This window comes from Bacillus sp. FSL K6-0993, from assembly GCF_037977205.1.
Classification (GTDB): Bacteria; Bacillota; Bacilli; order Bacillales; family Bacillaceae; genus Bacillus; species Bacillus subtilis.
In genome coordinates, this window is sequence record NZ_CP150275.1 from 1134078 (window position 1) to 1154603 (window position 20526).

20 protein-coding genes, 2 pseudogenes and 1 riboswitch are annotated in these 20526 nt (G+C 44.6%); of the genes and pseudogenes, 8 read left to right on the forward strand and 14 right to left on the reverse strand.

All coding sequences use genetic code 11. The features are described from left to right. Nucleotides 1-39 precede the first annotated feature (39 nt). The 3 genes from MHH79_RS05850 (at nucleotide 40) to iolX (ending at nucleotide 3165) form a co-directional block, all read left to right on the forward strand. A complete protein-coding gene (locus MHH79_RS05850; protein ID WP_015483064.1) occupies nucleotides 40-903 on the forward strand; it encodes an AraC family transcriptional regulator in 864 nt (287 codons plus the stop codon). Between the two features lie 17 nt (nucleotides 904-920). Then, nucleotides 921-1934: a transcriptional regulator DegA gene (degA, locus tag MHH79_RS05855; protein ID WP_100506207.1), complete on the forward strand. Its 1014-nt coding sequence runs from the start codon at nucleotides 921-923 to the stop codon at nucleotides 1932-1934. Between the two features lie 202 nt (nucleotides 1935-2136). Next, nucleotides 2137-3165 carry a scyllo-inositol 2-dehydrogenase gene (iolX, locus tag MHH79_RS05860; RefSeq protein WP_251218215.1) on the forward strand — a complete coding sequence of 343 codons (1029 nt, stop codon included), beginning with the start codon at nucleotides 2137-2139 and terminating at the stop codon, nucleotides 3163-3165. A 50-nt stretch (nucleotides 3166-3215) separates the two neighbouring features. On the opposite strand, the gene MHH79_RS05865 is transcribed toward iolX, so the two are convergent. After that, complete coding sequence (locus MHH79_RS05865) at nucleotides 3216-3725, reverse strand: DinB family protein (protein WP_251218216.1); 510 nt, start codon at nucleotides 3723-3725, stop codon at nucleotides 3216-3218. A gap of 49 nt (nucleotides 3726-3774) precedes the next feature. Then, nucleotides 3775-4263, reverse strand: a pseudogene (locus MHH79_RS05870) (LysE family transporter); the annotation flags it as partial. 74 nt (nucleotides 4264-4337) lie between these two features. Between MHH79_RS05870 and MHH79_RS05875 the strand changes: the two are divergent. Beyond that, nucleotides 4338-4490: a recombinase family protein gene (locus tag MHH79_RS05875; RefSeq protein ID WP_339202489.1), complete on the forward strand. Its 153-nt coding sequence runs from the start codon at nucleotides 4338-4340 to the stop codon at nucleotides 4488-4490. Between the two features lie 625 nt (nucleotides 4491-5115). Here the strand turns inward: MHH79_RS05875 and MHH79_RS05880 are convergent. Continuing rightward, complete coding sequence (locus MHH79_RS05880; protein ID WP_340035038.1) at nucleotides 5116-5439, reverse strand: hypothetical protein; 324 nt, start codon at nucleotides 5437-5439, stop codon at nucleotides 5116-5118. A 14-nt stretch (nucleotides 5440-5453) separates the two neighbouring features. Further along, nucleotides 5454-7319, reverse strand: coding sequence for a DEAD/DEAH box helicase family protein (locus tag MHH79_RS05885; protein WP_339202491.1), 1866 nt, complete (start codon nucleotides 7317-7319; stop codon nucleotides 5454-5456). Nucleotides 7320-7502: 183 nt separating this feature from the next. Between MHH79_RS05885 and MHH79_RS05890 the strand changes: the two are divergent. Further along, nucleotides 7503-7838: pseudogene (locus MHH79_RS05890) on the forward strand (PLP-dependent aminotransferase family protein); the annotation flags it as partial. Between the two features lie 7 nt (nucleotides 7839-7845). Here MHH79_RS05890 and MHH79_RS05895 read toward each other — a convergent pair. Beyond that, nucleotides 7846-8484, reverse strand: a complete 639-nt coding sequence (locus MHH79_RS05895) for a pentapeptide repeat-containing protein (RefSeq protein ID WP_251218218.1) — start codon at nucleotides 8482-8484, stop codon at nucleotides 7846-7848. A 205-nt stretch (nucleotides 8485-8689) separates the two neighbouring features. Between MHH79_RS05895 and MHH79_RS05900 the strand changes: the two genes are divergently transcribed. Then, nucleotides 8690-9496 carry an alpha/beta hydrolase gene (locus MHH79_RS05900; RefSeq protein WP_340035039.1) on the forward strand — a complete coding sequence of 269 codons (807 nt, stop codon included), beginning with the start codon at nucleotides 8690-8692 and terminating at the stop codon, nucleotides 9494-9496. A gap of 27 nt (nucleotides 9497-9523) precedes the next feature. Here MHH79_RS05900 and cysC read toward each other — a convergent pair whose 3' ends face one another. The 3 genes from cysC to MHH79_RS05915 all read right to left on the reverse strand — a co-directional run bounded on the left by cysC (nucleotide 9524) and on the right by MHH79_RS05915 (nucleotide 12112). Then, entirely contained in the window at nucleotides 9524-10123 is a 600-nt protein-coding gene (cysC, locus tag MHH79_RS05905; protein WP_003245829.1) for an adenylyl-sulfate kinase, read from the reverse strand. Then, nucleotides 10120-11289: a sulfate adenylyltransferase gene (sat, locus tag MHH79_RS05910; RefSeq protein ID WP_047182406.1), complete on the reverse strand. Its 1170-nt coding sequence runs from the start codon at nucleotides 11287-11289 to the stop codon at nucleotides 10120-10122. The genes cysC and sat overlap by 4 nt, the downstream gene beginning before the upstream one ends. Before the next feature lie 112 nt (nucleotides 11290-11401). Further along, a complete protein-coding gene (locus MHH79_RS05915) occupies nucleotides 11402-12112 on the reverse strand; it encodes a phosphoadenylyl-sulfate reductase (RefSeq protein WP_080344184.1) in 711 nt (236 codons plus the stop codon). Between the two features lie 186 nt (nucleotides 12113-12298). Here MHH79_RS05915 and MHH79_RS05920 point away from each other — a divergent pair, with 186 nt between their 5' ends. Together MHH79_RS05920 and MHH79_RS05925 are read left to right on the forward strand one after the other, a co-directional pair. Continuing rightward, nucleotides 12299-12985: a 2-phosphosulfolactate phosphatase gene (locus MHH79_RS05920; RefSeq protein WP_340035040.1), complete on the forward strand. Its 687-nt coding sequence runs from the start codon at nucleotides 12299-12301 to the stop codon at nucleotides 12983-12985. Next, the gene (locus MHH79_RS05925) at nucleotides 12982-13740 is read left to right on the forward strand and encodes a phosphosulfolactate synthase (protein ID WP_003233048.1); all 759 of its coding nucleotides are present in this window, start codon (nucleotides 12982-12984) and stop codon (nucleotides 13738-13740) included. The genes MHH79_RS05920 and MHH79_RS05925 overlap by 4 nt, the downstream gene beginning before the upstream one ends. Nucleotides 13741-13784: 44 nt before the next feature. Here the strand turns inward: MHH79_RS05925 and MHH79_RS05930 are convergent, their stop codons facing one another. The 6 genes from MHH79_RS05930 to MHH79_RS05955 all read right to left on the reverse strand — a co-directional run bounded on the left by MHH79_RS05930 (nucleotide 13785) and on the right by MHH79_RS05955 (nucleotide 20246). Continuing rightward, complete coding sequence (locus MHH79_RS05930; protein WP_340035041.1) at nucleotides 13785-14414, reverse strand: YitT family protein; 630 nt, start codon at nucleotides 14412-14414, stop codon at nucleotides 13785-13787. 95 nt (nucleotides 14415-14509) lie between these two features. Further along, nucleotides 14510-15625 carry a mandelate racemase/muconate lactonizing enzyme family protein gene (locus MHH79_RS05935; protein ID WP_340035042.1) on the reverse strand — a complete coding sequence of 372 codons (1116 nt, stop codon included), beginning with the start codon at nucleotides 15623-15625 and terminating at the stop codon, nucleotides 14510-14512. An 8-nt stretch (nucleotides 15626-15633) separates the two neighbouring features. Further along, nucleotides 15634-16902, reverse strand: coding sequence for an MFS transporter (locus MHH79_RS05940; RefSeq protein ID WP_047182410.1), 1269 nt, complete (start codon nucleotides 16900-16902; stop codon nucleotides 15634-15636). Nucleotides 16903-17013: 111 nt separating this feature from the next. Further along, entirely contained in the window at nucleotides 17014-17862 is an 849-nt protein-coding gene (locus MHH79_RS05945) for a GNAT family N-acetyltransferase (RefSeq protein WP_100506200.1), read from the reverse strand. Nucleotides 17863-17867: 5 nt separating this feature from the next. After that, nucleotides 17868-18317, reverse strand: a complete 450-nt coding sequence (locus MHH79_RS05950) for a GNAT family N-acetyltransferase (RefSeq protein ID WP_015383317.1) — start codon at nucleotides 18315-18317, stop codon at nucleotides 17868-17870. 90 nt (nucleotides 18318-18407) lie between these two features. Beyond that, nucleotides 18408-20246 carry a bifunctional homocysteine S-methyltransferase/methylenetetrahydrofolate reductase gene (locus MHH79_RS05955; protein WP_327844253.1) on the reverse strand — a complete coding sequence of 613 codons (1839 nt, stop codon included), beginning with the start codon at nucleotides 20244-20246 and terminating at the stop codon, nucleotides 18408-18410. An 89-nt stretch (nucleotides 20247-20335) separates the two neighbouring features. Further along, nucleotides 20336-20453, reverse strand: a riboswitch (SAM riboswitch). Between the last annotated feature and the right edge of the window lie 73 nt (nucleotides 20454-20526).

Here is a 20526-nt window from a genome sequence, read left to right on the forward strand (position 1 = left end):
TTCTTGTAAAAATCCGACTTAAAAAGGAGGATGATTCAAATGCCTCGCATCCTGTTTACAGTCCCGCCTTTTCCGGTATTTATCGCAGCTGGGGAAGGGGTTTTTAAAAAAGGAGAAACCCATGTGAAACGTGTATTCTCCGTGTTTGATCTGATATATGTCAAACAGGGAACGTTATATATAACGGAAAATGAAACATCGTTTTCTGTTGAAGGCGGCGAGTACATCTTGCTTTCTCCCGGTCTTGAACACTACGGGACGAAGGGCAGTGATGAAGCAACCTCCTACTATTGGCTTCACTTCGATGAACATCGATATGAATTTACGGCAAAGGGAGGCAGCAACTGGTCTGAGCTTCAGCAGGAAAAAGGGAGCTTCGAAGAGCCGGCCCGCTACGGATTGGCCTTGCCGAGAAAAGGCAAGGTGCAGCGCCCGCAGTTTATGGCGCAGCAGTTTGAAAAGCTGATCGATTACTCCGCGGAAAACTCTGATTTGCCGCTCAGAAAGCAAATTTTATTTGAGGAGCTGATGCTGCATCTTCAAAAAGAAGCGTTCCAAATACCGTCTGCGAAAGAGCGGGTAGCCTGGGAGGCGGCCCGGTACTTACAGGAGCACTATAAGGAAAAGACGACAATCAAGGATCTGTCGCTCGCCCTTCACTATCATCAGGATTATGTGAGCCGCTGCATGCAACAGGTGCTCGGCGTAACTCCGGCACAATACACGAACCGGGTGAGAATGACAGAAGCGAAGCGTCTTTTATCCTCTACAAATGATAAGATGGGCGTTATTGCGGAAACGATCGGAATGGAAGATCCGACATACTTTTCAAAACTCTTTAAGCAGATAGAAGGCATTTCACCAATTGAATACCGGAAAATTGTCAGCCGGAAAGTTCAATAACCAGACGAGGGATGAACATGAAAACAACAATTTACGATGTGGCAAAGGCGGCGGGTGTCTCGATCACAACTGTGTCGCGTGTAATTAACAATACGGGGAGAATCAGCGACAAAACACGGCAGAAGGTCATGAATGTCATGAATGAAATGGCATACACGCCCAATGTCCACGCCGCGGCGTTAACGGGAAAACGAACGAATATGATAGCTCTCGTGGCGCCTGATATTTCAAATCCGTTTTACGGCGAACTGGCCAAAAGCATTGAGGAAAGAGCGGATGAGCTCGGTTTTCAAATGTTGATTTGCAGCACCGATTACGATCCGAAAAAAGAAACAAAGTATTTTTCTGTGCTGAAACAGAAAAAGGTGGATGGCATTATTTTTGCAACAGGGATTGAAAGCCATGACAGTATGTCTGCTTTGGAGGAAATCGCCAGTGAACAAATTCCGATTGCCATGATTTCTCAGGATAAGCCGCTGCTTCCGATGGATATTGTTGTGATAGATGACGTTCGTGGCGGATATGAGGCTGCCAAGCATCTTCTGTCACTCGGCCATACGAACATCGCCTGCATTGTCGGAGACGGTTCAACGACAGGCGAAAAAAATAGAATCAAAGGCTTCCGTCAGGCGATGGAGGAAGCGGGCGTGCCCATTGATGAATCACTTATCATCCAGACGCGGTTTTCCTTGGAAAGCGGCAAGGAAGAAGCGGGAAAATTGCTCGACAGGAACGCTCCGACTGCTATTTTTGCCTTCAACGACGTATTGGCCTGTGCCGCCATACAAGCTGCGAGAATAAGAGGCATAAAAGTGCCGGATGATCTTTCTATCATTGGTTTTGATAATACGATACTCGCAGAAATGGCGGCTCCGCCCCTGACAACCGTAGCCCAGCCGATAAAAGAGATGGGACGGAGCGTCATCGAACTGCTGGCAGAAGCAATAGAGGGAAAACGAAAGGCGAAACAAAAAATAGTGCTCCCGCCTGAGCTTGTAGTCAGACATTCTACATCACCGCTCAACACATGAACCCGCTAATGAGCGGGTTTTTTCATTATGACAGTTGAAGCCAAAAAAACATATTGCGTGTAAACCAAAGGCAGTGTAAAATGAAATCATCTTTTGGGAAAGCGCTTGCGCAAAATGGTAGAGCGGATAGAACCGCTGTTTTTTTGCTGTTAAGAGAAAGCGCTTTCTTAATCCTGAAATGAGTTAAAGGAGAGGATGGGACGTGGAACATCAAGTAAGGTGCGCTGTATTAGGATTAGGAAGGCTCGGTTATGATCATGCGAAAAATCTTGTCACCAGTGTACCGGGAGCAAAGCTGGTTAGTGTCAGTGATCCGTTAAAAGGGAGAGCGGAGCAGGTTGCCAGAGAATTCGGTATCGAAAAATGGTCAGAGGACCCGTATGAAGTGTTAGAAGATCCCGGCATTGACGCTGTCATTATTGTAACGCCGACAAGCACACATGGTGATATGATCATCAAAGCAGCCGAGAACGGCAAACAGATCTTCGTTGAAAAACCGCTGACATTAAACCTTGAGGAATCAAGAGCAGTTTCTGAAAAAGTGAAAGAGACAGGTGTCATCTGCCAAGTCGGCTTTATGAGACGATTCGATCCAGCATACGCAGATGCCAAACGGCGGATCGACGCTGGAGAAATCGGCAAACCTATCTATTATAAAGGCTTTACGCGCGACCAAGGCGCGCCTCCCGCAGAATTTATCAAACACAGCGGTGGAATTTTTATTGACTGTTCCATCCATGACTATGATATGGCCCGTTATTTGCTAGGGGCGGAAATCACTTCTGTTTCAGGACACGGCAGGATTCTGAACAATCCGTTCATGGAGCAGTATGGCGATGTGGATCAGGCGATGACGTATATTGAATTTGACTCCGGCGCAGCGGGGGACGTCGAGGCAAGCAGAACCTCTCCATACGGACATGACATCCGGGCGGAGATTATCGGGACAGAGGGCAGTATTTTCATAGGGACATTGAGAAATCAACATGTGACCATCCTATCGGCTAAAGGGAGCAGTTTTGATATCATTCCAGACTTTCAAACTCGTTTTCATGAAGCCTACTGCTTAGAGCTTCAGCATTTCGCCGAGTGTGTCCGGAATGGAAAAACACCGATTGTGACTGATATTGATGCGACAATCAATTTAGAAGTGGGCATCGCCGCAACCAATTCCTTTCGAAGCGGCAGGCCGGTACAGCTAGATGTGAAGAGTGCTTATACCGGTATGTAAAAGCTAGTATGTTTCATTTGAGGCTTTCCGCAAAAAAAAGCAAGGACATTTTAGCCCTTGCTTTCTCTTTTCTCATATAAATAGTACATATAATCAGTAGGTACGCCAGAATGGCCCAGCTGTCTCAGCATGGCGGTTACGTTCCCTCTGTGGTAAGTGCCGTGATTGACGACATGCAGGATGGTGTCTGCATAGGTTGATTCCAGTGTACCTAGTTTCGGATGCTGCATTGTGAAGGTCTGTTCTAAGTCCGTCTGGCGGCTGAAGAAATCATGATACTGTGACTCCAGCTCGGCAGCGTGCTGTTTAATCGCTGCCATATTACCTTGCGCGGACTCTAATTTGCCTGCGCTGTCTATAATCTCTTGGTAGGCCACTCCCGAAAGAACATTCAGCCAAATGTAGTCAGCCCTGCACATATGAAGCAGCACTTCGCTGACAGAAGGAAATACGCTCTTTACTTCTTGATAGGCAGTTTCCTCCGGCAGGTTTTCGATATGGTTAAATATTTTCTTGTTTGCCCAAGAATGATAGTCATAAAACTGTTTTGCATCAGTCATCAGCATGCCCCCTTTTCTAAGAAATTCGTTGTTTTCATCTGTTTCTCCTTCAATTGCAAAAGAGTGACACCCCAAAATATCCTGCCGCTGCCCACATTACCGCTGCAGAGCATTTGTTTACGATCAGCATAAGCCTGCCGCTCGTATCTATCGTCTGAAACAGCCGGCCCGCTATTGCAAGGCTGATAAACCAAATCCAAGACACAGCGATGCAGGCGGCCATAAAGAGCCATTTCTCAAGCCCCGAATATTGAAGAGAGCTCGTGCCGATGACGCCGATCGTGTCCAGAATGGCATGCGGGTTTAAAAGAGAAACAGCGGCCGCAAACGCAGCTTGCTTTTTTGGTGTGAACGTATGTTTCTCATTTTGGCTTGTGTTCGGACGGCTGTTCCAAGTCACCCAGCCCATATAGAGCAAAAATAAAAATCCGCCGGCCATCATGACTGTCTCAAACACAGGCAGCTCCTGCACAATGACAGATACGCCCGCAACGGCTAATACGATTAACAGGGTATCGCAGACTGAAGCACTGATGACTCAAACTTAATGAAGAACTAGCACTCGGGAATATTCTGAAGCCGAGAAAGGCGTATTTTTGGAAACTGTCTACTGTGCAAACAATCTTAAAGAACCCCATTTACTGTGGTTTTTTTACTGCGAACAGGCAAACACATGTTAAAGCAGGCGAAAAATTCATTAGAAACTCGAAAGAAAAGTGGACCATTTACAAAGACATGTGTCCTAAAATCATATCCGAAGAATAATATGAGAAAGCCAACAATAGGGAACACAAGCTGCGAAAAAACGATTTAACCTTAAAAATGAAATGCGTGGTCTTATGAAATGTGCTGTATGCGGATGCAATATCGACAAATACAATAGAAGAAAGAGGTAAATTATCTAACGCCTATCGTCGTAGAGGTATGGCTCTCTACGTGAATCATTATCCAGTCTAATATAAAGATTCACGAGCTTTTGTTATAAGAATGCTGAAACAAAAGGGAAGAAAGTTAAGACTCAATTTAATTCGGATGTTGAAGAGCGTAAGAAAAACCGGATCAAACAAACTAAAAAACTAATTGAAAACGCTGAAAAAAGAAACAGTGTTTGATTTAATTATATCTGGAAGATCAACTGATCTCTAAAGCGGAATTTCAGGCGAAGAGAAAAGAGACCGATGAACAAATTCAGCAACTGAATGACAAACTGTTCTTAATTGAACATGAAGAAATACGGATTGACATTTCAAATATAAAGAATGCCTTTTCTCAATTACAGGCTCTTTTTTAATTGATGAGTGTCATTTTAAAAAAACATATTGGGCATGACTTTAGCGAATGTATGTTCGTTTTCGATCGAAAAATAAAAGCCCAATCGAGCTTTTATTTACTACACTGCAGCTTTGTCAGAAAATAATGTTTTTTTGGCTAATGTATAATATTCTTTAATGGCTTTCTCTCTATTATATATTTCTGAGTTTTCTCCATTGACATTTGAAGTTAGTCGCACTAATTTATTCTCTTTATTAAAAAAGTAAGTGAAAGTTGCTATTTCATCTTTGTTAATTTTACATTTACTGATACCGATAATGAAATCATTTTCAGTTTTAAAATCGACAGAAATATAATTTGGTAATTTAACGTTCTCGAGTAACTCATAAGGAGTTAGCTTGGGTCCGTGTATTTCATCGTAAAGATGTTCAATTATACTCATATTAAAACACCTCTTTACTTTAAATTTTTGGTGATTATACTTCTTAAGTGAGAGTCTAACTTTTTAACAAAGTCAATACCACGATCATAGTCGTCTAATTCCCATTCGCTTCTTGCCGCGCCAATATGATCTTTTAATGATATATTAAAGTATAGCCCGAGTAAAGCCCCATTTTCATTAGCCTGCCGATATAAAAATGAATATTTTCTTGGAACTAAGAATCGATTCCTAATAAGTTCATCACCTTGAAGATCTAAATTAAAATCAACCAATAATTGAGGGATTACTTCCTCTCTTACTAATTGGTCAATCTCTTGTTTTTTGTTTTTTAAATATAAATCAGGTCTTAAATAACGCTCTTTATCTTGCGAGATCAAGCTTTGTTGGTAAAAAGATCTGGCCTTTTCTTCAGATACATTTAATAACTTTTTCAGTTCTTCTATTTTTTTCTTTTCTTCATCTTGTTTTTCTTTTCGTATTTTCAATAATTCACTTTCAATAAAAGAATCCTTCTCAGTCTTAAAATCTTCAGACTCTTTTACATAGCCAAAGGAAACGTTTTTAGGCTCTCGGTCTGTTGGTTCAATTGGGTAATCTGCTTTGATTTTCTTTATAATATCTCTTTTCTTAATTTCTTTTTTGTAAAAGTCCCAAAGTTTATCTAAACCAAGCTCTTTATGATGAATAGCTACAGCGATGTTATCCTCTTCATTCACGTTATCATTTACATCTTCATCTGATAAAGAACGTAATACTCTGCCGATAAATTGAGCATAAGGAAGAAGGGTTTTAAATGGTCTAAAAATAGCTGCTATAGATAAAAATTTGTGATCATAACCTTCACCTAACATAGCTACATTTATAACTACATCTACTTCGTGCTTTTCGATTTTTTGAAATTCCTTTTCCCTTTCAGTTTTCTCTAAATTACTGTGTACAATTGAACATAAGTAACCTTGCTCTTCATACAAATTTTTTATTTGTTCGGCATGCCAAATACTACAGGCCACAGCAATAATTTTATGTGGGTGGTTTGTTTTTTCTTTTTTCTCCTCTAAGTAATGTATTGACTGAGAAATAATGCTTTTATTACTTTCTGGAGATAAGGCTACAGATCTTAAAATCCAATCTTCATCTTTTATCCCCATTTTTCTTATTTCTTCTATTGTATAAACCACTTCGTTATTTTTATCTAATGTTAAATACACTTTATCAGGAATATAATCAATTTTCTCAAGACTCTTTACATATCCTTTGGCCATTGCTTTTCCAAGACTGTATGTATAAATCTCTTCACCTTGAATTTTTCTCCCATCACTTCTGAATGGAGTTCCGGTCACTTTTAGTACTTTGGCATTATTAAAATATTCTAGCGCTTTTTTCCATGTATTAGCTTCCGAGTGATGAGCCTCATCTATAATAATAAAATCAAAAAAGTCTTTCGGCACCCGTCTTATTAGGGAAGAATGCAACCTTTCTTGTAGTTTATGAATATTCAATATTACAATGTCAGCTTGATCTAATATCTCGTCTGTTAAGGTTTTGTCATATTCAATCACTGACGGTAGTTCGGTATAATTTTGAAAAATTCTTGTGAAAAGCCAAAAATTATTAGGGTATGCTGGATCAAGAGAACCAAGTACTGAGTCTCTTATAACCGTTTGAGGAGTTATTATTAGTACCTTTCCATCAGAAATTTCATATGGAGCGATTCCCATAAGCCCAGTTTTGCCAGTACCAGTAGGTAAAACTACAAGGGCGTGTTCTGTGCTTTGTTTAGTTAGAAAGTGTTCTTTAAGTTTTTCATAGGCTTGAATTTGTGGTTCTCTTAAGTAGCTGTTCTCTAATATGTTTGGATTTGCCGTTTTAAAGTAAGTCATATTTTTCCCCCATTGATTTGAAAATTCCAACTTAATACAAAATATATTATAAACCACATGAGATAGGGATACTATTGGACTATTTCGACAAAATAAGACAATGGAATTTTTTGAGGAGAGGGAATCAGTTTGGTAACAGTTCCATACATGTCTAACTCACAAACTAGAGCCCTTTAGAGGCACGGGTATTACGAAGAGCATCTGACTTGGGTACGCAGGAAGCTTAAAGAAAGGAGAGACGCCGCCGTTCATTTTCTCGAGCGGTATGCCGGGGACATTGCCACGTGGCGGATTCCCGCAGGCGGCTTTTATATTTGGGTGACATTTCACAAAAACCTGCCTGTCAGCCGTTTCTTTTATGGATTGCTGAAACGGCAGGTGCTTATGAATCCCGGCTACATTTATGACGGTGAAGACCGAAACAGCATCAGGCTGTCATATTCCTATGCATCTCTTGGAGATTTGGAAACTGGCATTAAAGCGGCAGCCGAAACAGCACGCCGCCTGATGATGTCCTAGGCTTTGATTATACGATGACAGCTCCCAGTGCCCTGGCGAAGGCAATCGCATGCTCAGGTGCGATTTTGCAGCCTTTCAATTTGTCGAGGGAGACATGAAGCTGTTCAAAACGGCACGTGCTGATGTCCATGTTCTGAAGGGACGTGCCGGTAAAGCTGGCGCCTTCCAATTCGCACCTGTCAAAGTGTGTCTGCTGGAGCACCGTATTGCTGCATTCACTTTGCATAAGAGCACAGTGATCAAATCGAACTTGTTTCATATTTGAGTACGAAAATGAGCTGAAATGTCCGTGGCATTCCTCGAATGAAACATTCCGCAGCGTTGCTTCCGCCACATTCATTCCAACCATTTTTGACTGCTTAACAGAAGTTCTGTGAATGACAGCCCCGCTGAAATCGGCGTTTGATAAATCGCATTTTTCAAAGATCACATCGGTCAGTTCAATATGCCGAAAAGACACATCGATAAAGACGACATTTCTGAATACCGTTTTTTCCACACAAAGTCTTTCGATATCTTCGCCGCAGATTGTACAATCTTCAAACAAATGCATGCTGATTACATCATCCTGCGTCACGGCATCATGAAAATCTGCGGTACGCAGGTTTTCCGGTATGTTCGGTTTTTGAATTGCGATTTTATTCATGTGATGACATCCTTTGCTGCCCGAAAAACAGAGGCTTCCGGGTTCAATTTAATAGATCGTTAAGGAAATTGATACATATAGTAAATCGTGAAGAGCCTTTTCTTGGTACAGCAGCCCGCTTGTTTTGTAAGCATAAATGGAAAGCTTCCTATACGTCAAGGCGTTTACAGGCCGGGAAAGCCAAAGGGAACAGGAGGAATGCGGAATGGGGCATTACGTCAAAACCGAGGAGCATGTGACACTGTTTGTAGAGGATATCGGACATGGAAGGCCGATCATCTTTTTGCACGGGTGGCCGTTGAATCATAAGATGTTTGAATATCAAATGAATGAGCTTCCGAAAAGGGGATTTCGTTTTATCGGCGTTGATTTGCGGGGATATGGGCAATCTGATCGCCCTTGGGAAGGCTACGATTATGACACGATGGCTGATGATGTGAAGGCAGTCATTTATACGCTGCAGCTTGAGAATGCGATTCTTGCCGGTTTTTCGATGGGCGGCGCCATTGCAATCCGTTATATGGCAAGGCATGAAGGAGCCGATGTTGATAAGCTGATTTTACTGTCTGCAGTGGCCCCCGCGTTTACAAAACGCCCGGGTTATCCGTATGGGATGAGGAAGCAGGATATTGACGATATGATTGAATTGTTCAAAGCTGATCGGCCCAAAACACTGGCTGATTTAGGGAAACAGTTTTTTGAGAAAAAAGTGTCTCCAGAGCTTAGACAGTGGTTTCTCAATCTGATGCTGGAGGCTTCCTCCTACGGGACGATCCATTCGGGCATCGCATTAAGAGACGAAGATCTCAGAAAGGAACTTGCTGCAATCAAGGTGCCGACGCTGATCCTGCACGGGAGAAAGGATAGAATTGCGCCGTTTGATTTTGCGAAAGAATTGAAGCGCGGCATCAAACAGTCGGAATTGGTTCCGTTTGCAAACAGCGGGCACGGAGCATTTTATGAAGAAAAAGAGAAGATTAACAGTTTGATTGCGCAGTTCTCCAACTCATAAGAAAAAACCCGACATTGATCGGGTTTTTTATATAATACCTCTGTTTTGCAGTGCGTTAATGATGAGATCAGCTCCATCGGAAATAGAGGTCTGGTCTGACTCAATGATGAAATCGGGTGAAAGCGGCGCTTCATACGGAGAATCGATCCCGGTGAAATGTTTGATCTCTCCGTTTCGCGCTTTTTTGTAAAGCCCTTTTGGATCGCGCTGTTCACAAACATGCAGCGGGCACTTCACATAAATTTCGAAGAATTCACCTTTAGGAAAGAGTGCTCTAACCATGTCCCGATCCTCTCTGAATGGAGAAATAAAAGCCGTTAAAATCATTTGCCCGCTGTCGACAAACAGCTTCGCCACTTCTCCGATCCGGCGGATGTTTTCAATCCTGTCACCAGTCTGAAATCCAAGATCTTTGTTTAAGCCATGGCGGATATTATCACCGTCAAGCACATAGCTCTGAATGCCCTTGCGGTAAAGTTTTTCATCGACTGCATTGGCCAGCACCGATTTTCCGGAGCCGGACAAACCTGTAAACCAGAGCACGCAGCTTTTGTGTCCGTTTAAGGACTGTCTGTCAGACTTTGAGATGGCAGCGGGATGCCAAATGATGTTCGGATTGTGTGTCATTGCAATTCCCCGCTGTTTTGCTTGATGGCAACAGGCTGTTGGTGAAGTCCCTTGATCAGCACGGCTGCGACCTCAGGCCGGCTGAATTCTTTAGGCGGCTTTTTGCCTTGGCGGAGAAGCTCTCTCACTTTTGTGCCTGATAAGTGGATGTGGTCTCTCGGGCTGTGCGGACATGTTTTGGAGGTGCCCATGTTTCCGCATTTTCGGCAATAAAAGCTGTGCTCAAAAAACAGCGGCTTGATGCCCAGCTCTTCCTCTGTGAATGATTGAAAAATATTTTGGGCGTCGTATGTTCCATAGTAGCTGCCGACACCCGCGTGATCACGGCCTACAATAAAATGAGTGCAGCCGTAATTTTTTCGGACGAGCGCATGGAAAATCGCTTCCCGCGGACCTGCATAACGCATGGCGGCAGGGAAAACCGATAACATGACACGATCCTTTGGATAATAGTGATTAAGCAAAGCCTGGTAGCTCTCCATTCTGATATCGCTGGGGATATCGTCTGACTTTGTTTCTCCGACAAGCGGGTGAAGCAGCAGACCGTCGACCGTTTCTAACGCTGTTTTTTGAATATATTCATGCGCTCTGTGAACAGGGTTCCTGGTTTGAAAGCCGACAATCGTTTTCCAGCCGAGTTTTTCAAAGGCCGCTCTTGTTTCTGCGGGCGTTGCATAAAACTGTTCGAAAGATTTGTCAGGCAGGCGGCTGACCGTGATAGGCCCTCCGATATAGTAATCCGGGCGAGCCAGCAATTTTTTTATGCCTGGGTGGGCAGGATCGTTTGTTTTAAAAACAGACAGTGCTTCTTGTGTTTTATCAGGCTGGTATATATCGGTGACTGTGATCATGCCGTAGGTAACACCGTCTTTCACAAGCTTGACGTGATCTCCGGCAGACAGCTGTTTTGCTGTTTTTTCTCCGACAGGCAGCGTAATCGGCAGGCTCCACGGCAAGCCGTTTGCCAGCCTCATCTCTTTCACAACGGAATGATAATCTTTTTCTCCCAAAAAACCTGTTAACGGGCTGTATCCGCCGATCGCGATAAGCTCCAGATCGCTCAGTGCAAGCTGATCCAGCTCTGCTTGGCACGCGCACCCTTCAAAATGGCATGCGGGATCACAGCGGTTGATTAATACCCCTCCGTGGGGCTCGTTTCCATTCAACGTGTTCAACCTCCATTTATACGTTTCCTTGTTTTCTTTTCTGCACTTAATGAAAGTTTGACATCAGCGCCTTAACATCATTTCGATTCTCACAGCAAGAACCTGCCATCCGCTATTCCTGATGCAGGCCGCATTCTGTTTTCTCCCGTCCGGCCCATCTTCCAGCCCTCTCATCGTTCGGGTCCGAGGAAGGCAATGTACACATTTCACAGCCTATGCTCGGATAATGTTGATCGTGCAGTTTGTTATAAGGCAAATTGTGCAGGCGGATGTACGTCCAAACGTCATCCCATGTCCAGTGGATGAGCGGGCAAATTTTGATGAGCTCAAACTTCTGGTCCAGGTTTACGTATTGAATATGCTTTCTCGTTGGTGACTGCTCCCGGCGCAGTCCTGAAATCCAAGCTGTCATGCCGGACAGGTGCTTTTTGAGCGGTTCGATTTTCCGCAATTGGCAGCAGAGGTTCGGGTTATGCTTCCACAGCTCTCCACCGTACTTCGTCCCCTGTTCTGTTAAGCTCAGCTCGGGTTCGAGCATCTGGATTGCAAATCCCGGATATCGCTCTTTGACGGTATCGATCAGCTCATATGTTTCCTGAAAATGAAGCCCGGTATCCAAAAAGATGATGTGCGCGTTTTTGTTGATTTTTGATATTAAGTCGAGAAGCACCATTCCTTCTGCGCCAAAGCTGCATGCGTAAACAATCTTTTCTCCGTACGTTCGGTAAGCCCATTTCAACACATCAAGCTCATCGATCAATTGATCCGTTATCTGTTTGGACAGCATGTCGTTCCATGTGTCATATGTGATGGTTTCGTTCAATGTTTTCCCCCCGTTTGCATTTGCTTTTTTTATCTATTGATCGAGTTATAGGCAGACTATTCATTTTTTGCATAAAGGTTCAGGGTTTTTAGGTGCCGCGCCCGCCTAAGATGAGGTGCGGAACCATTAAGAGCCCGGCTGAATATGCTTTTTAGCAAAATGGTTTTATGCCCAAGGAGAGGTAGTATGCCGATTGCCATTTATCAGGGGCAGCATCATTCGCTTGCCCCGGCTGATATTAACATCATCATTGATGTCACCAGAGCCTTTACGGTCGCCCATTATGCGTTTATCGGCGGGGCGAAAGAGATTTTGTTGGTCCGGACAGCTGATGAAGCCTTTGTGCTGAAAGACACCTATCCGGATTATGTTTTGACGGGAGAGGAAAAGGGGGTCGGTATCAGCGGATTTGATTTAGATAATTCTCCAAAACGCATGGCTGGGCAGGATATGGCGGATAAGCGCCTGATCCAGAAAACAACAAACGGCGTCACAGCAGCATTGGGGGCGCTGAACGCAAAGCATCTGTTCGTAACTGGATTTTCCAATGCCAAAACAACGGCACAGCATGTGAAAAAGCTCGCCGCAAACGATTGTGTCATAAACATTGTGGCTTCCCATCCATCCGGTGATGACGATATGGCGTGTGCGGAGTATATCAAAGGCATCATTGAAGGGACAAATGCGGTAACGGCTGAGGAGGCGATTGAAAGAATAAAACGCTCTTCTGTTGCGGAGAAGTTTTTTGACAGCCGCCAGCCATTGTTTGATTCGGAAGACATCGTTTACTGTACAAAAGAACTGACGGGCGATTTCGTGATGAAAGTGAAACAAGATGGAGAAGTTCCAACGATAGAGAGGGTCATAATATGAATGATTTTTCACTAGAATTGCCAGTGAGAACAAACAAGCCGAGAGAAACCGGACAGTCCATTTTAATTGATAACGGCTATCCCTTGCAATTTTTCAAAGATGCGATAGCTGGAGCGTCCGACTATATTGATTTTGTGAAATTCGGATGGGGCACATCATTACTTACGAAAGATCTTGAAGAAAAAATCAGCACACTGAAAGAACATGACATTACATTTTTCTTTGGCGGCACACTGTTTGAGAAGTACGTAAGCCAGAAAAAAGTGAATGAATTTCATCGGTATTGCACCTATTTCGGCTGTGAATATATTGAGATTTCAAACGGTACGCTCCCGATGACAAATAAAGAGAAAGCGGCTTACATTGCCGATTTTTCTGATGAATTTCTTGTGCTCAGTGAGGTGGGCAGCAAGGATGCGGAATTAGCAAGCCGGCAAAGCTCTGAGGAATGGCTTGAATATATCGTTGAGGATATGGAAGCGGGCGCGGAAAAAGTGATTACAGAAGCCAGAGAAAGCGGAACGGGAGGGATCTGTTCCAGCAGCGGCGATGTCAGGTTTCAAATTGTTGACGACATCATTTCCTCGGATATTGATATCAACAGGCTGATTTTTGAAGCGCCTAACAAAACGCTTCAGCAAGGGTTTATTCAAAAAATCGGGCCGAATGTGAATCTGGCCAATATTCCATTTCATGATGCCATCGCGTTGGAAACGCTGCGTTTAGGGCTAAGATCTGATACCTTTTTTCTGTAAAGCAGCGGCTGCGGGGCTCTCGTCGTGAAGAGAGCCTCTGCCTATTATTTTTTATGGCGGTACATAGGCGTGAGATAGGGAAGTGAGGTCAGACGGATGTTGTAGATGAAGTCGATGACTCTTGTCGATATCACTTGGCATATCAGGGCTTGAATGACGATGCCCCAGTCAATAATAGACGCGGTGACCATAAAAATGATGCAATTCATGATGAGCAGGATCGTTCCAGGATTCCCGCCGCGGTAGATAGAAATCATCAGAGCAAGGGCTCCGAATCCTCCGTTCGAAATTTTATATTTGTATAAAAGTCCGATGCCGAGTCCCAATAACACTGCGCCGCTTACCAGATCAAGCCACAGATTAGATGTGATATCCGGAAAAACCGCATCAAAGATCAATACCGAGACAGAGGTGACGGTGATAGAAGCAAGGGTGCCGGTGAATGTTCTCATCTCCAGCCATTTTAAAGCGGTAAAAAGCATTGATACATTCACAGCCCACACTGAAAACCCGTGGGGGATTTGAAACAGATAATGCAATAGCACCGCAATACCTGCTGCACCGCCTGTCGGAATATCATGCGGAAATAAAAACAAGGACATGCCGAGTCCCTGTAGTACGCCGCCTACGACAATCATAAACGTAAGTTTTGCTTTCATCAGCAGTTCAGCCATTAAGTCATTTGCTCCTTTATGAAAAGACTTGTCCGCTGTTTTCATTTTATGAGGCTGTCCATGATTTATGTCTCAAAATAAAGAAATGGCCCAGCTTAATATGCTGAGCCATCCCACTTGTAGCGATTGACGATCTCCATATTGATCTCTGTTCCAATGCCTTTTCCTTTCGGGATGTGGACCATTCCTTTTGAAGGCTGCAGGCTGACGAGATCTGTAAAAGGATTCTCCATGACGTCCCACTCGATCGGTTCAATGTGATCGTTCTTCATTTTAGACCATGGGGGCAGACAGGCTTGTGCAAATAAAGCATAGAGCCGTGAGAGCGATCCGTCATATGCATGGGCGGATGCTCTGACGCCAAAATAACGCGCGAGCTGGAGGCAGTCCCGAAACTCATCAATTCCGTTGACATGCATGACATCGGGCTGAATGATATCCAAACAGCGCTGTGAAAGGAGAGGCACAAATTGCGCCGGGCCTTTCATGTTTTCTCCGCCGGCAACAGGAACAGACAAACGGCTTCGAAGCATAGCGTAATCCTGCGGCTGATCAAAGGGTAAAGGCTCCTCAAGCCAGCCAATGTTCGTCCATTCGGAGAAATAGCGCTCCCATTTAAAAGCTGCAGCGGCATCGTAGCTTTGGTTTGCGTCCAGAATCATCGTAATGGAGCTGCCTGCTGTATGCTGCAGCGCATTGATGTGCCGGACATCCTCTTTGAATGAAGTCCCACCAATTTTGACTTTGATTTGCTCAAAACCTTTTTTCAACTGGGCTTCAACATTGGAGACTGAGCGGCTGATCCATTGCGGGGAGTCTGAGTACGATTGAAAAGACGCGTACACAGGAATCTCCTCTCTGTATCGCCCGCCCCATAATTCGCATACCGAACAATCCGCAGCTTTGGCTGCAATCTCTGTCAGCGCCATGCTTACAGCGGAGGCCGCCCGCTGGTGCCATTTTTGAATCGTGCGCACTAATGACAGGCGGCTGCCAGCCTGTTTTCCTAATAGAAACGGGATGATCCGCTTCGTAAAACCGACATGGAGAGCAGGGAGCCAATCAACGCATTCTCCCCAGCCGTCTATCCCGCTTTCGGTGATAATCCTGATGAGATAACAAGTCCGATATTGTTTAAACCCATTGGCATCTCCGTATGGCTTTTCTAATCGGTGAAATAGCGGAAAGGTTTCAATCCGTACAATTTTCACACTGGGTGCTACCTTTCCTCAGCGGGCTGGAGCCGATTTCCAGCCATTTTAGGGTCTTCTTTTTCTTTTGTTTCTTCATTGTTTTGCTTCACATGGATGAGCATCATCACAAGAATCCCGACAACGAGAGTCAATCCCGCAATGCTTAAAAACATGCCGGGTCTGGACCATTGCATCAGGCGGCCGAAAATCGGAGGACCGATCGCTACCCCTAAGAAACGTACAGAGCCGTACAGCGAGGTGACAAATCCCCGTCTTTCTTTGCCGACAGCCCCGGTAATAAAACTGTTCACACAAGGAAGGACAAGACCTGAGCCGATACTGCTCAGTACAAGAACACTGATAAAAAGGACAAGATTTTCAATGAATGACAGTGCCGCGTAGGATACGGTCATGAACGCCAATCCAAGTACGATCAGCTTTTTCATTAACGATTGCTTTTGCCCGATTTTGCTTCCTGTTGTATAAGACGTCACACACATAACCAAAAGCGGAATCGCTAAAATTAAGCCTTTTTTCACGCCGTCGGTGTCGTATGTTTTTTCAAGAACATCTGAGAGATAAAACAGGATGCCGAATAAAGTAAACAAACAGGTCGCACCTGCTAAATAAGCGGTAAACAGCCATCTGCCTTCATGTTTAAAGACACTTAACAGCCCTTTTGCATATTTTCCGATTGGTGGCGGTTCTTTTTCCTTTTTCTTTTCTTTGATAAAAATCCAAGTCAGTACGATCGAAATGATACAAAACACAGGAAAGGCAAAAAACGCGCCATACCAGACAAGCAGGGCGATCAGCGAGCCAATGATCGGTGAAAGTACTTTCCCCATGCCGTTTGAAGCTTCAACAAGGCCGAGCACCTTGCTCTCCTGGGCGCCTTTAAACAGATCTCCCGTCAGTGCCATGGCAATTGGGCCGGTTCCGGCTGCCCCGATTCCCTGAAGCGCACGTCCTGCCATGACCCAAGGAAAGGCATTATCAAAAAAACCTGCCGCAAACCCGGCTAACAAACCGCCGGCACCATACAAAATTAAGCAGGGAATAATGATGACTTTCCTTGAGAATCGGTCTGCGAGATAACCGACAATCGGAATCGCAAATGCTGCAATCAAGGAAAATACTGTGATCACGAGACTGACTTGAAATTGTGATAAATGAAGTTCAGATTTCATTTTTGGCAAAATCGGAATAAGCATCGAGTTTCCTAGGGTTAATATTAAAGGGATTGAACCGATTGCTACAATCGTCATTCCGTTATTTTGTTTTGATGATTCCATCTCAGAGCACACTCCTTTTCTTCTGCTTAGAATGTCCCTGATGGCTTCGTTTATTCAGCGATCAGACAGCAAAAAACCGAACAGAAGATACCTGTTCGGGAAAAAAGAGGGTTAACCGAGAGCCTGTGAAATCAAAGCATATAAGTGTCCATTTTGAATAGGTGCTTTTTTCTGATAGAACAAAAGCGGAGGTTCATCATCTTTATGAAAGCCCATTTCTATCAGGCTGTCATGCAGAGACGTGTGTTCACTCGGTATATCGATTCGCACCGGCCCTTGTTTGCCGGCCGCCAGCCTGTTAATTATCTGTGCTGCAACATCTGATGATGGAGCGATGATGGGACCGAATTTCAAATTGGCCGGTGTCTGTACAGAAAGTCCGTAGCCAATTAGCTGTCCGTCATGATTTCTGGCGATGATACATTCGCATGAAGCAGAAATAAGCTGCTGCAAAAGGTTTGATCGATCTCCGCCAAAGGCAGCCAGATCCGCCGCGGTTAAGTCGTGAAAGTCTTGTTCTCTAAAGGATGTCAGTTCAGCGTCAAGCTTTTTTGTATAAGGTTGAAAACTATGACAGCTGTACTTTCGCACTGAACCTGCCGTATGAAAACCTGCTTTTTCATAAAGGAGCAAACCTTCTTTTGTGGCGCAAAGCCTGATGGCGGTGTTTTCATCTGTTTGGGTGATACAGGCGTTTACCATACGCCGGCCGAGACCGAGCCGTTGATATTCCTTGTCCACGATAACGAGGCCGATAGAAGCAAGACGGCCAAACAAAAACAAGCCGATGCAGGAAATAATATCACCGCTGACATTTTGATAACCGAAAAAGCGTCCCTGCTGAACAAGCAGTTTCAGCTCTTGTTCGCCATAATCCGGCCACCCGGCTTGCCCGCAAAGCCGCAATAGACTAGGGGTATGTTCTTCATGAAGCTTAATCAGCTCATCGATTACCCTCATACAGATCACCTGCTTGTTTCGAGTTTTTTATACATGATGATATGAGTGCCTATGCCGGGAATCTCAAACGGTTCGCCGAGTTCTTCCCAGCCAAGTTTTGAATAGTAGCCTTTCACATGGCTTCTGGCATTGCACCAGACTGCCTGAACGCCGTTCTTTGCCAGTTTCTCTTCCGCGTGTTTGATCAGCGTGCTCCCGCCTTTTTGATCGCGATATCCTTCAAGCGTTGCCATGCCTCTCAGCCGATATGCTGGGGATTCTGTTATTAATGGCTGAATTTGCGGGGAAAAAGAAGCGATGCTGATCAGCTTTCCTTCAAAAAACGCGCCGAGATGAAAGGAGCCTTTTGCATGATCCTCTTCATATTTGCATTGTTCAATGGATTGATGGGGGCGCAGAATGCGGTGCCGGATTTCATATGTATCTTCCGCGGAAATGGTTTTGACTTCGAGCATAATGTTCCTCCTCATGACTGTTTTTCTATATCGTAACACGAATCCCGTTGAAAAAGACCGCCCGATTGGATCAGACAGTCTTTTAAGGGATTAATGCAAAAAGATATTTTGGCGCTGCTCATCTTTTTGCTGAATATATGAAGTAAGCTCAGCGGTTAAGTCAGATCTGAGGAAAGGCGTTATCAAGTAGATGCCGTTGAACAGCTCGCATGCCGTATCCAGCAGGGAGCGTGCAATCGCAAGGCCTTCCGCCTTTTGCTTTTCTTTATCTTCACCGGCATGGGCCATTTTTTCGCGAATCGTATCAGACAGCTTAATGCCGGGAATTTCATTATGGATGAATTCGGCATTCCGGCTGCTTGTCAGCGGCATGATGCCGATATAGATCGGCGTCTTCAGATGTTTTGTTTCATTATGGATATCGACAAGCTGCTGCTCGGAATAGACAGGCTGAGAAACAAAATAATCTGCGCCGCAATCTATTTTTTTCTCAAGCCGTTTTACCGCTTTATCCAGATGGCGGACGTTAGGATTAAATGCAGCGGCAACTGAGAAATTCGTTTTCTTGCCGAGCGGTTTTCCAGACAGAGACAGACCTTCATTGAATTGCTTGATCAGCCTGATTAAATCAAAAGATGTTAAATCATATACAGACGTCGCACCAGGAAAATCCCCGATTTTAGAAGGGTCACCTGTAATAGCAAGCACGTCATTCAGCCCTAACGTATCAAGGCCCATTAAATGTGACTGTAAGCCGATAATGTTACGGTCACGGCACGTAATATGGACAAGGGAACGCATATCGAGCTGCTGCTTGACAAGGGCGCCGCAGGCAACATTGCTGATCCGCGGGGTCGCCAGAGAATTGTCGGCGAGTGTCAGGGCATCGATTCCCGCTTCTTTTAATTCAGCCGCCGCCGATAGAAATTTGTCAAAGCTCAGTTTTTTTGGCGGGTCCAGTTCTACGATAATAGAGCGTTTTTTCGCCGCGATCTCATCCAGGCCGGGCTCGGTTCGCTCATGATGAACAGAAATGAATTCTTTCGCCCGGGTTTTGACTTCTTTTTCCGTAATCGGAGCCAGCCCGCCAACTGCTTCCGCCATCGCCCGGATGTGATTCGGCGTTGTGCCGCAGCAGCCGCCGATAATCCGCGCGCCTTGCTTACGGAATTCTGACGCACTGTTTTGAAAATACGTGTCGTCTGTTTCATAGACGAGCCGTCCCTCTTCAAGCGAAGGAAGACTGCTGTTCGGATAAACGGATAAGAAGACGTCATCAAAAATCGGCACTTCGCTGAGCGCTTCAATCATGTGATAAGGGCCGAGGCGGCAGTTAATGCCGACAATATCAGCTCCGAGATCCGCAATCGAGCGCAATGCGTCAGAAAGCGGCGTTCCGTCCTGCAATACGCCTTGCTCGTGCATGGAGACATTGAGCATAATCGGAAGATCAGTCTCTTTGCGCGCGATTTTCAGCACTTCACGGGATTCTTCCAAATCATAATATGTTTCTAACAGCAAGCCATCCGGCTCTTCATGCAGCAGCAGGTACAGCTGCTCGCGGAAGCTGCGCTTAATTTCGTCAAGACTGTACGCGTTTTTATTAAATGTGCGTATGCCGCCCATCGTTCCAAGCACGTATGCATCGCCTGCTGAAGCCCGCGCGATCTTTACGGCTTCCTGATTCATTTTTTTGATGTCATCCTCAAGCCCGTGTCTGGATAATTTAATATAGTTGGCCCCGTACGTATTCGTTTGAATAATGTTGGCTCCCGCTTCAACGTACGCTTTATGTATGCGCTGAATTTCCTCCGGCTTTGAAATATTGAGCTCCTCAAAACACCTGTCAATGCCATAGGAGTAGAGGAGCGTCCCCATGGCGCCGTCACCGATTAACACCTGTCTTTGCAAATCTTCTAAAAGTCCCATTGTCTGCCTCCTTTATTCACATCAGCAAGGAAAAAAGAGAAATAAAAAAAGTCCTCTTAAGAAGAAGACTTTGTCAGTGATTTTGTCTCTTCTTATCTTCCAAGCTGTTCGAGCTTGCTGGATTTAGCACCTTGGTCATGGCTGATCGCCATTACACCGGTTGCTGAAGCTTCGTCGGGCCAGTCCCTCTGCTTCTCTTGATAAGAACGGATATGAAATTTTCGTGTCAGGAAGTGCCAAAAGATACCTAGCGTTTTTCCCTTTCTCCAAATTTACCGAA

Coding starts and splice junctions, on each gene's coding strand:
- MHH79_RS05850 (WP_015483064.1), top strand. CDS start 40: ATGCCTCGCATCCTGTTTACAGTCCCGCCTTTTCCGGTATTTATCGCA.
- cysC (WP_003245829.1), bottom strand. CDS start 10,123: ATGACACACAATCCGAACATCATTTGGCATCCCGCTGCCATCTCAAAG.
- MHH79_RS05940 (WP_047182410.1), bottom strand. CDS start 16,902: ATGGAATCATCAAAACAAAATAACGGAATGACGATTGTAGCAATCGGT.
- MHH79_RS05955 (WP_327844253.1), bottom strand. CDS start 20,246: ATGGGACTTTTAGAAGATTTGCAAAGACAGGTGTTAATCGGTGACGGC.
- MHH79_RS05880 (WP_340035038.1), bottom strand. CDS start 5,439: ATGAGTATAATTGAACATCTTTACGATGAAATACACGGACCCAAGCTA.
- MHH79_RS05865 (WP_251218216.1), bottom strand. CDS start 3,725: ATGACTGATGCAAAACAGTTTTATGACTATCATTCTTGGGCAAACAAG.
- degA (WP_100506207.1), top strand. CDS start 921: ATGAAAACAACAATTTACGATGTGGCAAAGGCGGCGGGTGTCTCGATC.
- MHH79_RS05900 (WP_340035039.1), top strand. CDS start 8,690: ATGGGGCATTACGTCAAAACCGAGGAGCATGTGACACTGTTTGTAGAG.
- MHH79_RS05945 (WP_100506200.1), bottom strand. CDS start 17,862: ATGAGGGTAATCGATGAGCTGATTAAGCTTCATGAAGAACATACCCCT.
- MHH79_RS05885 (WP_339202491.1), bottom strand. CDS start 7,319: ATGACTTACTTTAAAACGGCAAATCCAAACATATTAGAGAACAGCTAC.
- MHH79_RS05930 (WP_340035041.1), bottom strand. CDS start 14,414: ATGGCTGAACTGCTGATGAAAGCAAAACTTACGTTTATGATTGTCGTA.
- MHH79_RS05950 (WP_015383317.1), bottom strand. CDS start 18,317: ATGCTCGAAGTCAAAACCATTTCCGCGGAAGATACATATGAAATCCGG.
- MHH79_RS05920 (WP_340035040.1), top strand. CDS start 12,299: ATGCCGATTGCCATTTATCAGGGGCAGCATCATTCGCTTGCCCCGGCT.
- MHH79_RS05925 (WP_003233048.1), top strand. CDS start 12,982: ATGAATGATTTTTCACTAGAATTGCCAGTGAGAACAAACAAGCCGAGA.
- MHH79_RS05895 (WP_251218218.1), bottom strand. CDS start 8,484: ATGAATAAAATCGCAATTCAAAAACCGAACATACCGGAAAACCTGCGT.